The 14748-nt window shown below is 42.5% G+C and carries 14 protein-coding genes; 7 read left to right on the top strand and 7 right to left on the bottom strand.

The window, feature by feature from the left end; translation table 11 throughout:
- Positions 1 to 50: 50 nt before the first annotated feature.
- Positions 51 to 1691 carry an ABC transporter substrate-binding protein gene (locus SNE26_RS27610; protein ID WP_321557057.1) on the top strand — a complete coding sequence of 547 codons (1641 nt, stop codon included), beginning with the start codon at positions 51 to 53 and terminating at the stop codon, positions 1689 to 1691.
- A gap of 154 nt (positions 1692 to 1845) precedes the next feature.
- Here SNE26_RS27610 and odhB read toward each other — a convergent pair whose 3' ends face one another.
- Positions 1846 to 3417, bottom strand: coding sequence for a 2-oxoglutarate dehydrogenase complex dihydrolipoyllysine-residue succinyltransferase (gene odhB / locus SNE26_RS27605; RefSeq protein WP_321557056.1), 1572 nt, complete (start codon positions 3415 to 3417; stop codon positions 1846 to 1848).
- Positions 3418 to 3475: 58 nt separating this feature from the next.
- The gene (locus SNE26_RS27600; RefSeq protein ID WP_321557055.1) at positions 3476 to 6292 is read right to left on the bottom strand and encodes a 2-oxoglutarate dehydrogenase E1 component; all 2817 of its coding nucleotides are present in this window, start codon (positions 6290 to 6292) and stop codon (positions 3476 to 3478) included.
- A gap of 206 nt (positions 6293 to 6498) precedes the next feature.
- Between SNE26_RS27600 and SNE26_RS27595 the strand changes: the two genes are divergently transcribed.
- Positions 6499 to 6681 (top strand): hypothetical protein, encoded by a 183-nt coding sequence (locus SNE26_RS27595; protein WP_321557054.1) that lies wholly within the window; start codon positions 6499 to 6501, stop codon positions 6679 to 6681.
- Between the two features lie 116 nt (positions 6682 to 6797).
- Here the strand turns inward: SNE26_RS27595 and SNE26_RS27590 are convergent, their stop codons facing one another.
- The 3 genes from SNE26_RS27590 to msrA all read right to left on the bottom strand — a co-directional run bounded on the left by SNE26_RS27590 (position 6798) and on the right by msrA (position 9828).
- Entirely contained in the window at positions 6798 to 8093 is a 1296-nt protein-coding gene (locus SNE26_RS27590; RefSeq protein ID WP_321557053.1) for a DASH family cryptochrome, read from the bottom strand.
- A gap of 255 nt (positions 8094 to 8348) precedes the next feature.
- On the bottom strand, positions 8349 to 9155 hold the full coding sequence (locus SNE26_RS27585) for a 5'-nucleotidase, lipoprotein e(P4) family (protein ID WP_321557052.1): 807 nt from the start codon (positions 9153 to 9155) through the stop codon (positions 8349 to 8351).
- A 127-nt stretch (positions 9156 to 9282) separates the two neighbouring features.
- Positions 9283 to 9828: a peptide-methionine (S)-S-oxide reductase MsrA gene (gene msrA, locus SNE26_RS27580; protein ID WP_321557051.1), complete on the bottom strand. Its 546-nt coding sequence runs from the start codon at positions 9826 to 9828 to the stop codon at positions 9283 to 9285.
- Positions 9829 to 9943: 115 nt separating this feature from the next.
- Here msrA and SNE26_RS27575 point away from each other — a divergent pair, with 115 nt between their 5' ends.
- Positions 9944 to 10336: a DoxX family membrane protein gene (locus SNE26_RS27575; protein WP_321557050.1), complete on the top strand. Its 393-nt coding sequence runs from the start codon at positions 9944 to 9946 to the stop codon at positions 10334 to 10336.
- Positions 10337 to 10787: 451 nt separating this feature from the next.
- Positions 10788 to 11534: a hypothetical protein gene (locus SNE26_RS27570; RefSeq protein WP_321557049.1), complete on the top strand. Its 747-nt coding sequence runs from the start codon at positions 10788 to 10790 to the stop codon at positions 11532 to 11534.
- An 89-nt stretch (positions 11535 to 11623) separates the two neighbouring features.
- Here the strand turns inward: SNE26_RS27570 and SNE26_RS27565 are convergent, their stop codons facing one another.
- Positions 11624 to 12193, bottom strand: a complete 570-nt coding sequence (locus SNE26_RS27565; protein ID WP_321557048.1) for a CPBP family intramembrane glutamic endopeptidase — start codon at positions 12191 to 12193, stop codon at positions 11624 to 11626.
- Between SNE26_RS27565 and SNE26_RS27560 the strand changes: the two genes are divergently transcribed.
- Positions 12192 to 12410 carry a hypothetical protein gene (locus SNE26_RS27560; protein ID WP_321557047.1) on the top strand — a complete coding sequence of 73 codons (219 nt, stop codon included), beginning with the start codon at positions 12192 to 12194 and terminating at the stop codon, positions 12408 to 12410. The genes SNE26_RS27565 and SNE26_RS27560 overlap by 2 nt on opposite strands.
- A 308-nt stretch (positions 12411 to 12718) precedes the next feature.
- Here the strand turns inward: SNE26_RS27560 and SNE26_RS27555 are convergent, their stop codons facing one another.
- Positions 12719 to 13615 carry a LysR family transcriptional regulator gene (locus tag SNE26_RS27555; RefSeq protein WP_321557046.1) on the bottom strand — a complete coding sequence of 299 codons (897 nt, stop codon included), beginning with the start codon at positions 13613 to 13615 and terminating at the stop codon, positions 12719 to 12721.
- A gap of 99 nt (positions 13616 to 13714) precedes the next feature.
- Between SNE26_RS27555 and SNE26_RS27550 the strand changes: the two genes are divergently transcribed.
- Positions 13715 to 14353 carry an NAD(P)H-dependent oxidoreductase gene (locus SNE26_RS27550; protein WP_321557045.1) on the top strand — a complete coding sequence of 213 codons (639 nt, stop codon included), beginning with the start codon at positions 13715 to 13717 and terminating at the stop codon, positions 14351 to 14353.
- Positions 14319 to 14609 (top strand): putative quinol monooxygenase, encoded by a 291-nt coding sequence (locus SNE26_RS27545; protein WP_321557044.1) that lies wholly within the window; start codon positions 14319 to 14321, stop codon positions 14607 to 14609. The genes SNE26_RS27550 and SNE26_RS27545 overlap by 35 nt, the downstream gene beginning before the upstream one ends.
- Positions 14610 to 14748 lie beyond the last annotated feature (139 nt).

The raw sequence follows: 14748 nt of genomic DNA, 5'->3' as shown, positions 1-14748 counted from the left end.
ATCAACTATTCATTTACACCGCTAACGCTATATTTAATATATTAGCCTGAATGAATAAGCTGATCACTTACCTTTTGTTGTTATTCACAATTCAGCTTTGCGCCTGCCATACCGATACCTCTTCCAATCAGCATAAAACGGTTTTTAATATCAACCTGGAAGAAGGGCTTACTTCACTTGATCCCGCCTTTTGCCGTAACCATTATACCATATGGATGGATAACCAGCTTTATAATGGCCTGGTACAGATCAATGACAGTTTAAAAACCATTCCCTGTATAGCTAAAAGCTGGGAAACATCGGCAGATGGCTTGCTTTATACCTTTCACCTCCGCAATGATGTTTATTTTCATGACGACCCTCATTTTGCAAATGGTATAGGCCGAAAGGCAGTGGCTTCAGATTTTGCCTATAGCTTCGGTCGTTTGATCGATCCAAAAGTGGCCTCATCCGGCTCATGGATCTTCAGCGATAAGGTAAAGGACAAAAGCGCGTTCATGGCGCCCGATGACAGCACTTTTCAAATCAGGCTAAAACAACCTTTTGCGCCGTTTTTAAGTTTGCTTACTGCGCAATATTGTTCTGTAGTACCCAAAGAGGTAGTCGAGTTTTATGGCAAGGATTTCAGGAGCCATCCGGTAGGTACCGGCCCTTTCAGGTTTAAATACTGGAAAGAAGGTGAAGTACTGGTGTTTTTAAAAAACGAGCATTACTGGGAAAAGGATGAAAAAGGTAACCGCCTGCCCTACCTCGATGCTATCCGCTCCACCTTTATTGCTGATAAGCAAACCTCGTTCCTGGAGTTTGTAAAAAAGAATATCGATTTTTTGAATGATATCGACGGCAGCTATCGCGATGATATCCTCACCAAAGCAGGCAAGATAACGCAAAAATATAAGGGTAAGTTTATACTCAATACCGCTCCTTACCTGAACACCATTTACCTGGGTATGCTGGTGGATACCACTTTACCCATTGTAAAAAAATCCCCTTTAAAAATACTTAAGATCAGACAGGCCATCAACTACGCCATCGACCGCGAAAAGATGATCAAATATCTGCGCAACAGTATGGGTACACCGGGCTATGAAGGTTTTGTGCCCGAAGGCATGCCTGGTTTTAATGGGACGGGAGTAAAAGGCTATACTTACGACCCGGAAAAAGCCCGTTGCCTGCTTCGTGATGCCGGTTATCCCAATGGTAAAAACATGCCCGAAATTACCCTGGCTACCACCGTTGGGTACCGCAGTTTAATAGAATATGTACAGGGCCAACTGGAACGTATCGGCATAAAAACAAATGTAGAGATAACCCAGGGTGCAAGTTTACGTGAGCTGATCTCCAAGAACGGCATCAACTTTTTTTATGGTTCGTGGATAGCCGATTATCCCGATGCCGAAAACTATCTTTCGGTATTTTATTCCAAAAACAAAATCCCTTTCGGCCCAAATTACACCGGGTTCAACAACAAAAGGTTCGATGAACTTTTTGAGCAAACCTACCAGGTAAAAGATGATGAAAAACGCTTCGCCCTCTATCGCCAAATGGACAACCTAATGATGGAGCAATCGCCCATTGTAGTATTATACTATGATAAACTGGTAAATCTATACCAAAACAACATCAGCGGTTATAGTCTCAACGGGCAAAATTTGTTAGTGCTAAAGAGGGTGGTGAAGAGTTCGTTTTAGAGGTTAGAGATCGGAGGTTAGGCTTATATACAAGTTGTTCAACCGCTTATAACCCTCCCATTCATGGTTTGCCAATATCCCGATAAAATATTATCATAAAAAATCCCGGAAGGAAAAAGCCAACCGGGATCTCTTTTATAAAGTTTTTGCAGGGTTATACACCTAACAACAACCTTGCAGGATCTTCAAGCAATTGTTTAACCCTTACCAGGAAACTTACCGATTCGCGGCCGTCAATGATGCGGTGATCATATGACAGGGCAAGGTACATCATCGGGCGGATAACTACCTGACCGTTTACGGCAACAGGGCGCTCAATGATATTATGCATACCTAAAATGGCCGATTGAGGCGCATTGATGATAGGGGTTGATAACATTGAACCAAACACACCACCATTGGTAATGGTAAATGTACCGCCGGTCATTTCAGGGATGGTGAGTTTATTTTCGCGGGCTTTACCGGCAAGTACCACGATAGCCTTTTCAATTTCGGCAAGGCTCATGCTATCAGCATTACGGATAACCGGAACAACCAAACCTTTAGGGGCAGATACAGCGATAGAGATATCAGCAAAATTGCTGTATACGATCTCTTCACCTTCAATACGTGCACCTACAGCCGGCCAGTCTTTCAAAGCCTCAGTAACAGCTTTGGTAAAGAACGACATGAAGCCTAAGCCAACACCATGTTTTTCTTTGAATTTATCTTTGTATTTACCGCGCAATTCCATGATCGGTTGCATATCTACCTCGTTAAAGGTGGTAAGCATTGCCGTTTCATTTTTAACCGATACTAAACGTTTAGCAACGGTTTTGCGCAATGAGGTCATTTTTTCGCGTTTCTCGTCCCTGGCACCACCACCTGTAGAAGTTGCAACCGGAGCGGCAGCAGCAGGCTGAGCAGCCGGAGCAGCTTGTTTAGCTGCAGAGGCTTGCGCACCAAGGGCATCACCTTTAGTGATACGGCCGTCAACACCCGAACCTGAAACTGATTTTGGATCAACACCTTTTTCGGCTAATATTTTGGCAGCAGCAGGAGATGGTGTGCCTGATGCATAAGTTTTAGCACTTTCGGCAGCTCCACCGCCCCTTGGCGACTCGTCAGCAGCGCTAACAACCGCCGGGGTAACCGGAGTAGTGGCCGGTTGTGATGCGCCTGCACCTTCAATAGTGCAAACTACAGCACCGATAGCTAATACATCGCCTTCTTTAGCGATTGTTTTTAATGTGCCTGCTTTCTCGGCAGTAAGTTCAAAAGTCGCTTTATCTGATTCCAGCTCAGCAATAGCTTCGTCCATAGCAACAGCGTCACCATCTTTTTTAATCCAACGTGATAAAGTAACCTCAGTAATAGATTCACCTACCGGTGGTACTTTAATTTCAACAGATGCTGACGCAGCAGCCGGAACCGCAGCAACCGGTGCCGGAGCAGGTGCGTTAGCTACAACTTCAGGCTGTGGCTGTGCTGCAGGAGCAGCAACTTCGGCGCCGCCATCTTCAATATTGGCAACAACAGCGCCAATTGGTAATACATCGCCTTCATTGGCAACGATTTTTAAAGTACCGGCTTTTTCGGCAGTAAGCTCAAAAGTAGCCTTGTCTGATTCCAGTTCGGCAATAACCTCGTCCATTTCAACGTGGTCGCCGTCTTTCTTTTTCCAGCTCGAAAGGGTTACTTCTGTAATTGATTCGCCTACGGTAGGCACCTTAATCGCTAAGCTCATATTGTAGTATTGTAGATTTTATATTTCTTTAATGGATTACCGGATAATAATTGAAAGATCAATCGGCCCCGGCATCAGCCATTTTCTTTGTTGTTTTTTTAACAGCTTCTTTAACCGCTTTGCCGGCGGGGGCCTCAAAAGCTTTTGAAACTATGTATAACTGCTGGGCGGCATGCTGTTTAGCAAAACCGGTTGCTGTACTGCTGCCTTCTATCCTTGAAATAACGCTCAGGTTAATCACCTTATCATTATGGAACTTGCGGCAAATGTAAGGCCATGCCCCCATGTTTTCAGGTTCTTCCTGTACCCAGATAAACTCTGCCTTTTCATATTTGGCTTTGATCTTCAAAATTTGCGTAACCGGAGTTGGATAAAGCTGCTCTACACGTACAATAGCCACATCCTTGCGGTTATCGGCCTGTTGTTTATCAAGCAGGTCGTAATAAACCTTACCGGTACATAACAACACACGTTTTACTTTTTTGGGGTCAACGTAAGTGTCATCTATTAATTCGTGGAATTTGCCATTGGTAAAATCTTCCAGCGGCGATACGCATTTAGGACTACGTAACAAGCTCTTCGGTGTAAAGATGATCAATGGCTTGCGGAAATCGCGGTGCATTTGACGCCTTAAAATATGGAAGAAGTTAGCGGGAGTAGTACAGTTGGCAATTTGAATGTTATCATCGGCACAAAGCTCCAGAAAGCGCTCAACACGTGCAGATGAGTGCTCAGGGCCCTGGCCTTCATAACCGTGAGGCAACAGCATTACCAAACCGTTACCACGCTGCCATTTAGTTTCGGCGCTGGCAATGTACTGGTCAACAATGATCTGCGCACCGTTAAAGAAGTCGCCAAACTGGGCCTCCCAAATGGTTAGTGCGTTAGGGTTTGCAAGGGCATAGCCGTATTCAAAACCTAAAACACCATACTCAGATAATAAAGAGTTATAGATGCTCAGTTTAGCTTCGGGGTTAATGGCAGCAAGCGGTGTAAACTCATCTTCCGAATCAACCAGCGTCAATACCGCATGGCGATGCGAGAAAGTACCGCGTTTCACATCCTCACCACTTAACCTGATCGGGTAACCTTCTTTTAACAAAGTACCGTAAGCAAGCAATTCGCCCATGGCCCAATCAAATACTTTGGTTTTGTTTACCATTGCGCTGCGGTCTTCAAAAAGCTTTTCTATTTTCTTGAAAAACTCTTTGTTAGGTGGCAGCACAGTTAGTTTGTTACCTATTTCCAATATGGTTTCTTCGGCTACTGATGTGTCGATAGCTTTTACCAGTTCTTTATGGCTTGCCAAATGTAAACCGCTCCATGCCCCTTCAAACATGGCAATAGTATCGGTAAACCTTTCTTCAGATTTTACTTCATCCAGCTTTTGCTGTAACTCATCCTTAAAGGTTTTTTCAATAGATTTCAGGAACTCCGCATCTATACTGCCTTCATCTATCAGTTTCTGATTGTAAATCTTTAACGGGTTAGGGTGCGCGTCGATAGCTTTGTATAACAGCGGCTGGGTGAATTTAGGCTCATCAGCTTCGTTATGGCCATAACGGCGGTAACAAAGGATATCGATAAATACGTCCTCGTTAAAGATCTGCCTGTATTCCATAGCCAGGTTTACCACGTAAGCCAAAGCCTCAACATCATCGCCATTTACGTGAAAAACCGGCGAAAGCACCGTTTTGGCAACGTCGGTACAATAGGTACTTGAACGTGCATCTTTATAGTTGGTGGTAAAACCTATCTGGTTGTTGATAACCAGGTGAATGGTGCCGCCGGTGCGGTAGCCATCCAGTTTTTCCATTTGTAAAACTTCATATACTATACCCTGACCGGCAATTGAAGCGTCGCCATGGATCAGGATCGGAGCGATCTTTGAATGATCACCACCATATTTAAAATCGATTTTTGAACGGGTGATACCTTCTACAACCGGGTCAACAGCTTCCAGGTGCGATGGGTTAGGGCAAAGGCTCAGGTGAACTTTTTTGCCATTTTTGGTATGCACATCGGTTGAAAAGCCTAAGTGGTATTTAACGTCACCTCCAAAAGGTGATTCAGAATCGTAGTTTTTACCTTCAAACTCAGAGAACACCTCTTTATAGGTTTTCTCCATAATGTTGGTCAACACGTTCAAACGCCCGCGGTGCGCCATACCAATGATAAACTCTTCTATACCCAGATCGGCCCCTTTTTTAATTACCGAATCCATTGAAGGGATCAGGGCTTCCGCACCTTCTAATGAAAAACGTTTTTGGCCAAGGAATTTAGTACCCAAAAAGTTTTCGAAAGTTACGGCCTCATTCAGCTTGTTAAGCATTTCCTTCTTTTCATCAAGAGTGAAGGAAGGTGCATTGCGGCGGCTTTCCATCCGCTCTTCAAACCATTTTATTTTAATAGGGTTGCGGATGTATTTATATTCAGTACCTATTGAACGGCAGTAGGTATCCTCAAGCAGCTGGCGGATATCGCGCAATTTGGCAGCGCCCAAACCAACTTCAACACCGGCGTTAAAAACTGTATCAAGGTCGGCTTCGCTCAAACCAAAAGTTTCAAGCTCCTTGCCCGGGAAATAATGGCGGCGTTCGCGAACAGGGTTTGTTTTTGCAAACAAGTGCCCGCGCGAGCGGTAACCATCTATCATGTTTAATACGTTGATCTCCTTTAAAAAATGTTCAGGAGTTGCTTCACCAACTGCAGCAGGTGCAATTGCTCCGGCAACATCGGTATCTTTACCGAAATCAAATCCTTCAAAGAATTTTTGCCATCCGAAATCAACCGATTCCGGTTCCTGTTTGTACTGTTCGTATAGGGAAGATATGTAGGCAGCGTTTCCGCTATTTATATAATTGAGACGATCCATGTGAAACTGATCTTTAAAACGGTACAAAAGTAAGCATATACCCCTATATACTTCATAATTAATTGTAAAGAAATTTACCCTTTGTTGAGCCTATTTTATCCTTAAACAGGAAAATACGGAGTTTTGAGGCAAAAGAACAACAGTTATTTAAATAGATGGTTTATAGAAATAATAATTAGATAAAGATTTTTATTAAATTGGTGAGGATGAATACCGACTTAAATATCAAAGAAATTCTGTTACAGGTTGAGCGACCCGATAAGCAAGCACAGCGCAAACCTAAACAAAAGAAAAGTAAAATAAAACTGTCAGGTATATCTGGCTTAGGTACATCACTGTGGAGCACAACGGATATTGATAATTATATAGCCGAAGAACGGCAGTGGTAATTACGGATCTATCATAATTGATTTCCAGTGCTATCCACTCATACCGCACAGGGCATTATCCGTCATATGACGGACAGCATCCGCTACTATCAAAACGCAATAACAGTGAACTTCAATTACACCCCAACCAGATCTCCAGCCTCATCAATTGACGAGGGCTGCCAGGTATTCACAAAATCGGTTTTGGCCTCAAGCTCTTTGGGCAGTTTGGTGACTATAGCGTATTTGCTTTCTTTAGCATCATTAACACCGGCAATAAAGGCCCAGTTACCCCAATTGCTGGCCGGCGAGTAATCAATAAGCTTTTCTTCAAAATAAGCAGCGCCCTGTACCCAGTCGGCTTTGAGGGTATTTACTAAATACCCCGCTACTACCTGCCGGTTTTGATTACTGATATAGCCGGTAGCATTAAGCTCATGCATGGCAGCATCTATGAGGGGTACCCCTGTTTCGCCATTTTTCCATTTCCGGAGCAGCAGGTCGGCATCCGGTGCAAGGTCCCGGGTTTCGTCTTTAGCTTTAATAAATTTTTGTCCGTGTTTTTTAAACATGAACCTGAAGTAATCGCGCCATAGCAGTTCAAGCTTTAACAGGTTGCTATTGCTGCCATATTTCTGAACTTCCCAGTAAACCTGCCGCGGCGAGATACACCCTATCGAGATCCAGGGAGAAAGTTTTGAAGAGCAATCAGAGCCGTTACGGCCATTTTTTTGTTTTAAGAGCTGATCAACATTGGCAAAACACTTATGCATTTGCACCAAAGCTGCGGTTTCGCCCCCCTGAAAATATTCGGTAGCGCGCATATCATCAACAGGCTCATTTAAACCTAACTGTTGCAAGGTTGGCAATTCGCCGGCGTCGGTAATTTCAGGGACGCTGATATGATCCGGTGTTGGCACGCATGGGCGAACATTACTGTCACGTTCCACCTTCTTTTTAAAAACCGCGAAACTATCAGGAATATCCTTTATTGGAAAAGGAAGATCTTCCTTATGGTACATGGTGTGACCGATGAAATGTTTGAGGTTAAGCCTCATTTTCCACAGGGCCGTTTCAACCTGCTCGGAGATGTTGGTTTCCTCGTAAGCTACTTCACGGTGATGATAAACTTCATTTACCTGGTATTCTTCGGCAAGCTGCGGGATCACCTCGGCAGGGTTACCAATACGGATGATCAATTCGGCACCAAAACCCTGTAAATTTTTGCGGAGATCAGCAACGGCTTCTAAAAGGAACCTCGCTCTGAAGCTCCCTGTTTTTGAACCCCCGCTTTCGGTATGCTGAAAATAATAAGGATCAAAACAATAAACCGGCAGTATTTTATCAGCCTTGCGTACAGCCTCTAACAAAATTTCGTTATCGTGAATACGCAAGTCATTTCTAAACCAAACCAGAATAGTTCTATCACTCATAGTTAAACAGGGGTTAACTGAATAATGCAGTATGCAAATTTGCAATTTATTTGCGTTTCATGCATATTTTGCCACAAGATTATGACATCTCCCAAACATTTAATTATTTTATTAAACTAAGTAAAATGCTTTTAGCTATATAAAACAATCAAAGCTATAGAGGGATCAGCGTGTAAATATACGCAAATACAGGCAATTAAGTTATATACCATGCCCCGGCGGCTACCACTTGCCAACCGTTAAACTACAGAAGTTTTATTGATCAGCTTTAATCTTCGCCCTGATCACCGAATCTTTTTGGGCCGGACTAAGCTTATAATTAATCCGGAACAGCGCTCCTTCAAAATCACCATATGAAGGGTTTGGAATAACGATATATCTGCTGCCAAATTCCTTTTGCAGCCTTTGTGTAGTAGCCGTCCTGTTTTCTTCGGCGGGGTGATTATCATATAGCAGGTCAAAATCGGGCAGGTTATCGCCGCAAAGCAGCAGGATGTTGTGTGTTTTTAAAACGTTAAGACGGCGCGCTTCCTTGCTCGATGATGTAGTTTTTAACTGCAGGTGCTCATCATCGGCATTAGGCAATCCATACAACTGCAGATTTTTCAGCGTACTTGCCCGTTCATTTTCATTGCGGTTGGTGATATAAAATATCGTAATCCCTTTTGATGCAGCGTATTTAAAAAAAGCAGGTGCGCCCGGCACGGTATCAGCAACGGCTTTATCTGTCCATTGTTTCCAGGTGGCATCACTGTAATCTAAATTTTGTAAGGCGCGGCGGGCATCATATGGACTGTTATCCAGTACGGTTTCGTCAATGTCGGTAACAATAGCCAGCGGTTTATCGCCAGGGTTCTTCATTGCTTCATCAACCCTGAGCTTAGCTATATTATAGGCCTGAAAACATAACGCCTTGTACTCCGCCGCCCGTTGCTGCCATAACGAAGCCCAGATTTTACCATCGTTGGTAATGCTTGTATTAGGGTTGGCAGTTTTTTTAACAGATGAGCAGGCGCTGAATAACAACAGGCCTAATAGTAGATAGCTATAGCTTTTTTTCATGATGCTAAGAGAGGTTTTTCCCGATAAATACAAACAGGCGTCATGCTGAACTTGTTTCAGCACCTCACGCGCTCAGCAACCATGCAAGTGGGATCCCGAAATAAATTCGGGACGACCACAGTATAGCTTACAACAGCTCCGGCTTTATTTTATCCTTAAACTCCTTGGCAAATTTATTGAGTTTTGGCTGGATAACAAACGCGCAGTACGACTTATTAGGGTTATCATTAAAATAATTCTGGTGATAATCTTCGGCATTGTAAAATGTGCTTGCCGGGGTTATTTCGGTTACGATAGGATTGTCAAAAACCTGCTCGTTGGTAAGCGTTTTGACCATCGCTTCTGAAGCCTGTTTTTGTTCATCTGTATAATAAAATATAGCCGAGCGGTATTGTGTTCCCACATCGTTGCCCTGGCGGTTTAGTGTTGTTGGGTTATGGGTTTTAAAGAATACCAGCAACAGTTCATCAAAAGAGATCACGTCGGCATCATACTCCAGGTGAATCACTTCGGCATGGCCGGTAGCACCGGTGCAAACCTGTTCATAGGTTGGGTTTAAAACCTTGCCGCCCATATAACCCGAGGTTACTGATGTTACACCTTTAAGAGATTGAAAAACGGCTTCGGTGCACCAAAAGCAACCGTTGCCGAAAGTTATTTTTTGAATGTTCATATGTCCTGTTTTATCAAAAGTAATGCCTGTTTAAATAGTTAGCTATGAGGCAGATTTGAATATGTCAATTAAATTACTAAACTTAGTGTTTAACCTTATATTAAACCTATTAATTATGAAAATTGCAGTATTAATTGCCCGCGTTTTGCTGGGCCTCGTCTTCGTGGTGTTTGGTTTAAACTTCTTTTTCCAGTTTCTGCATATGGCCCAACCGCCCATGAGCGATAAGGCACAGGCATTTAGCGGCGGATTATTTGGTTCAGGTTATTTTTTCCAATACATGAAGGTAATTGAAATAACCAGCGGCCTGTTTTTAATTATCAACCGGTATACGGCGCTGTTTGTGTTATTGCTCCTGCCTATTTCACTTAATATATTCCTGTTCCATGCCATTTTGGCACCGGCGGGTTTGCCAATTGGACTGGCGGTTATAGTTTTAGAGGTATTTTTGCTGTTTGCCTATCGCAAGTATTATACAAGCATTTTTACAGCAGCGCCCACGGTGTAAGCACGCCTAATATTGAAAAGGTTCAAAACGCTGATACCCATTGTAACAAACAAGGTGTCCCAATTTTTTGATTCCCGAAAAAAAATTAAAAAAATGTCGGTGTTTCTTTTTCCGTAAATGAGAAGTGTTCCATTTTTTGAATGTGAAATACCGAAACAGACAAATCATGAAACACACTGATAATCAATAATTTAATTTTTCACCCGAAACACCATTAACTGATTGATTATCAATCAATAAAAATTCCCAGAGCAGAAAATCAGCGTTTCAGAACCGGCCTTTTTTACCCACATCTGAAACGTTGATTTTTTTTTGATTTTTTGAGCTTTTTTGAAATAATCCTATTTTCGATAAAAGGTACCTGCACAATAGCGCCACCATTATTTTTATTTGGAATTAGTAATAAAAACAGTAAAATAAAAGCATAAATTGGCGTGTAAACCTTGTCTGTATGAGCAAATGCGGCGCCTTAATTATTGCTTTAGTTTTCATACTTTCTTTCGATCATTTATCCGCGCAAGATTGGTTAAAAACCGCTGAGACAAAAGCAACCAAAAGAGATACAAAAATATATCATCTTGTATCCATCGATGGTAAAAATCAAACGGTAAAGATCATCCCCGATTATGAAAAACACGTTCTCAAAGTAACCTATCTAAAGGATAACATAACCATATCTGATTTTTGGGGTGTACCTCCTGAAACATATTTATTAAACAAGAGCTTTATCGAAATAAGATATGCCGTAAGGGGTGGCTCAAACTTAGGATTAGGTAACTCGTTGATCATTTGCGTAAACGGGCCTCATTTGTATGAAGCCATGCATGTTTTGAACTATATTAATAGTGAGACTGGCGATGAAAAACAACACTATAATATCAAATTAATAGTCACCAGTAACAGGGAGGGCAATTACGGGCTCAAAGTGCATGTTCATGATGACCTTAATTCAAAACGCAATCCCGAAACAAATTACATTTATAACAATGAAAGCGTTCTGGCTTTTGATACTGCGCAAAATGCCTTTTATAGTGTCAAAGAAAACTTATACGACCATTTTATCACCACAAAAAACAAAGCCAGACAAAAAGTTGCCGGTATTTTTCCGATGATCATTTTAGGCAAGGAAACATACTATTTTATTAATGGCAGATGGTATACGGGAAACCTCAATAAAGAAATATTTGGGTTTAAGTAGCCAAATCTCTTTCGCTGGCGCACGTACGCCGGCACCAGGAGTGCATTCCTTATCTGTCTTCTTTATTAAGTATCCAATGCAACAGCAGATCAGACTTTATGTTGGGGCGATTTATAAAAATAAAAGGCTGCTATGGCTCCCAACATAATTACTACATATGAAACCTGGATTACCATTTGATTTGAAGATTGAAATGCTTCCGGAACAACGGCATTGTACATACCCTTTTCAAGTTTAAACCCCATGTACCATTGGCTAAAATTCCATGCTGTATGCATCCCAAGGGGAAGTGCAATGCCTCCGGACCGAAGGGCGGCGATACCAAACAATATAGCGCCTATGCCGGCACCAAAAATTGCTTGTCCCCAGGTATATCCTCCGGCCAAATGCTCTAAAGCAAAAAATACGGCGATAATCGTTTGTGCTTTCCAATTGCCAATAGAAAAGGCAAGACTGCGCAGCGGATAGCCTCTAAATGCGAGCTCTTCACGAAGGGCTGTCAATAAATACAGAAGGAACATGGCTACTGTGATGGTAAATGAGGTGCCTTTAAGCCGGCTCAATGAGATATGGCTGAAAAAAGCAATAGCAGCTATATGCATCCCGGAGATTATCAGTCCTATTATCAATCCCAGTACAACTTTAAAAACTGATCTCATGGAAGGAATTACGCCTATATTGTTAAGCGACAACTTTGACCATTTTGAAAAAGGGATTGTCAATAAAAAGACCAAAACGGATGCTGCACCTGCCAGTAAAATGTCCCCCCATGGCTTCGAAATCTCTTTAAAAAGGATAGAACAGATAATCAGAATAGCCGCGCAAAAAAAACAGAACAGCATTACCATTAACAATGTATACTTCCAGCTTTTTTGATATTGTTCTCTACGTTTCACAGGCAGTAGATTATTGATTTATTATACCTAAATTTTCTATCCCGGCGATATAAATACTGCACCTGGCATGAAAGATCCGGTTACTTTTATTAGATATTGTTAGAAACCGAATCGCAAACCATTTTGCACTTATATTAGTTTCCGGGCAAAATCAATTGTTACAAAAAGTTTTCGTTTAACCCGAGCTTATGTTATCACTACAAGCCCCAGAGGCCGCTTAATAATTGCCACTCGCCAGGAAGCGGGCGGCACCTGTCTCTATTATTTATCTCCTATCATTAGCCCCCCTCAAACCATCTCCCGCTCAAAAATCTCCTGGATCATTCCTACCTGTTCAGCGTAAATGGATTTTTTGCGTGTGCCGAAGTACAGCGTATTTTCTATCAGGTTGTACCCCTCCCAAAGCAGTTTGATATTGCCGCTGTCCCGCTCCTTTTTTGAAAGAAAATCAGGGATCACGGCTATCCCCCTACCATTACTCAGGCAGCGGATAATGGAGCCCATGTTAGGAACGATGAAATTAGGCTTGAAATCAGGCCGCTTCCCGAAGTTAATATGCCAGAAACGCCGCAGGTGTTCCATATCGCCCGATGAGCCGTACCAGATTTGAGCTTTAAGCCAGTTTTGAATCTGAGTAAGATCTTTAGTTTTCAATAGTTCATTAAACTCATCGGTGGGTGTTTGCGCCCCGGCCAACACCACTATGCGTTCCTTAAAAAAAGGTTTATATTCAAGCCCCTTATAATCGCCTTTATGAGGCGTAACGATCATGTCGAGGATGCCGTTGTCCAGGTCGGCCAGCATTTCGGGATATTCGCCAAATTTGATGATCACATTAAAAGGCAGTGTGGGCAGGTAGGGTTCAAGCGTAAACTGAAAAGTTTCAAAGCACATGCCTATACTAATAGTAGGCACATCTTTTTCGGTGCTTTTATGAAAATGCCGTTCGGCTTCTTCCAGCTTACTAATGGATTCCTGAATATAATTATACAGGATCTTGCCCCGTTCTGTCGATACCATTCTGCGCGAGGTACGGTCGAACAATTTGTAGCCCACATAACTTTCCAATGAGCTTAGGTGCAGGCTTACTCCCGGCTGGGAAATAAACAGTGCTTCAGCTGCTCCGGTTAGTGAGCCGGTTTCATAAATCGCCTTAAACGTACGGAACCATTCAAAATTTACCATAGTCTATCTATTATAATTATGATACAAATGTATAAATTATACTATTTTAATAGTAGGCAACATCGGTGTAATTTTGATGAAAATTAAACAAGAAAATAAATGACAAACATATTTGTAATAAACGGAGGGCAGATCTTCGGTCACTCCGGCGGGCGATTTAACAAAACTTTATTGGATACAACCGTGCACTATTTTACCGGTCACCCCGATTTTGAAGTTCGTTCAACCGATATAAACCAAGAGTATGATCCGATGCAGGAGGCCGAAAACTATAAATGGGCCGATGTGATCATTTACCACACCCCGGTTTGGTGGTTCCAGGTACCGCATGCCTTTAAAAAATATATTGACGAAGTTTTTACCGCCGGATATCAAAATGGTATTTACCGCAGCGATGGCCGCACAGCCGAAAATCCCGGTATTAATTACGGCACAGGCGGCTTAATGCAGGGCAAAAAATACATGCTTACCACCTCGTGGAATGCCCCCATCACCGCTTTCACCTTACCCGGCGAGTTTTTTAATGAACGCAGTGTTGACGAAGGCCCGTTGTTTGGTTTTCACCGCATGAATGCCTTTACCGGTATGCAACCCTTAGAAAGTATCCACTTTTATGATGTGATGAAAAACGCTAATATCGAAGAAAACCTGCAACGCTACCAGGATCATTTAAACAAGCTATTTACCCAAAACAACCCAAGCCATGAAAATTTACTTAACAGCCTTAGTGAAGTGTAAGGTCGGAACAACCGCGCAAATGAAAACATTTTTGGATCAGCTGGTAGCAGCATCCCGACAGGAAGAAGCCTGCCTGCAATACGAGCTATACCAGTCAACGACAGATGAAACCCAGTTTATTTTTCACGAAACCTGGGCCAGCCAGGAAGGACTTGATCAGCATGTGAAGCAGGAGCATTTTCGACTGTTCGGCCGGCAAATAACTGATATTATAGATGGCCCGCTTGGAATATATAAAGCCGATAGGGTTCATTAAAATTAGCAAATAACAAAACGGCCCCCGGTTTTCACCGGGGGCCGTTTTGTTATTTGCTACAGGTTTTATTGCAATCTCCGGAAGCCTTACATGATTTGCTGCAGTTATCCAAACACGTTGGCTTGTTGCATGACTTTGC

It is taken from the genome of Mucilaginibacter sp. cycad4 (assembly GCF_034263275.1).
Classification (GTDB): domain Bacteria; phylum Bacteroidota; class Bacteroidia; order Sphingobacteriales; family Sphingobacteriaceae; genus Mucilaginibacter.
Note: the sequence above shows the minus strand (reverse complement) of the source record. Positions and strands in the feature narration are given on the sequence as shown.

What these genes read in the sequence shown, in the direction of transcription:
- SNE26_RS27600 (WP_321557055.1), bottom strand. Translation starts at nt 6,292, where the DNA reads ATGGATCGTCTCAATTATATAAATAGCGGAAACGCTGCCTACATATCT.
- SNE26_RS27590 (WP_321557053.1), bottom strand. Translation starts at nt 8,093, where the DNA reads ATGAGTGATAGAACTATTCTGGTTTGGTTTAGAAATGACTTGCGTATT.
- SNE26_RS27550 (WP_321557045.1), top strand. Translation starts at nt 13,715, where the DNA reads ATGACAAACATATTTGTAATAAACGGAGGGCAGATCTTCGGTCACTCC.
- SNE26_RS27595 (WP_321557054.1), top strand. Translation starts at nt 6,499, where the DNA reads ATGAATACCGACTTAAATATCAAAGAAATTCTGTTACAGGTTGAGCGA.
- SNE26_RS27565 (WP_321557048.1), bottom strand. Translation starts at nt 12,193, where the DNA reads ATGAGATCAGTTTTTAAAGTTGTACTGGGATTGATAATAGGACTGATA.
- SNE26_RS27570 (WP_321557049.1), top strand. Translation starts at nt 10,788, where the DNA reads ATGAGCAAATGCGGCGCCTTAATTATTGCTTTAGTTTTCATACTTTCT.
- odhB (WP_321557056.1), bottom strand. Translation starts at nt 3,417, where the DNA reads ATGAGCTTAGCGATTAAGGTGCCTACCGTAGGCGAATCAATTACAGAA.
- SNE26_RS27545 (WP_321557044.1), top strand. Translation starts at nt 14,319, where the DNA reads ATGAAAATTTACTTAACAGCCTTAGTGAAGTGTAAGGTCGGAACAACC.
- SNE26_RS27585 (WP_321557052.1), bottom strand. Translation starts at nt 9,155, where the DNA reads ATGAAAAAAAGCTATAGCTATCTACTATTAGGCCTGTTGTTATTCAGC.
- SNE26_RS27610 (WP_321557057.1), top strand. Translation starts at nt 51, where the DNA reads ATGAATAAGCTGATCACTTACCTTTTGTTGTTATTCACAATTCAGCTT.
- SNE26_RS27555 (WP_321557046.1), bottom strand. Translation starts at nt 13,615, where the DNA reads ATGGTAAATTTTGAATGGTTCCGTACGTTTAAGGCGATTTATGAAACC.
- SNE26_RS27575 (WP_321557050.1), top strand. Translation starts at nt 9,944, where the DNA reads ATGAAAATTGCAGTATTAATTGCCCGCGTTTTGCTGGGCCTCGTCTTC.
- msrA (WP_321557051.1), bottom strand. Translation starts at nt 9,828, where the DNA reads ATGAACATTCAAAAAATAACTTTCGGCAACGGTTGCTTTTGGTGCACC.
- SNE26_RS27560 (WP_321557047.1), top strand. Translation starts at nt 12,192, where the DNA reads ATGGAAGGAATTACGCCTATATTGTTAAGCGACAACTTTGACCATTTT.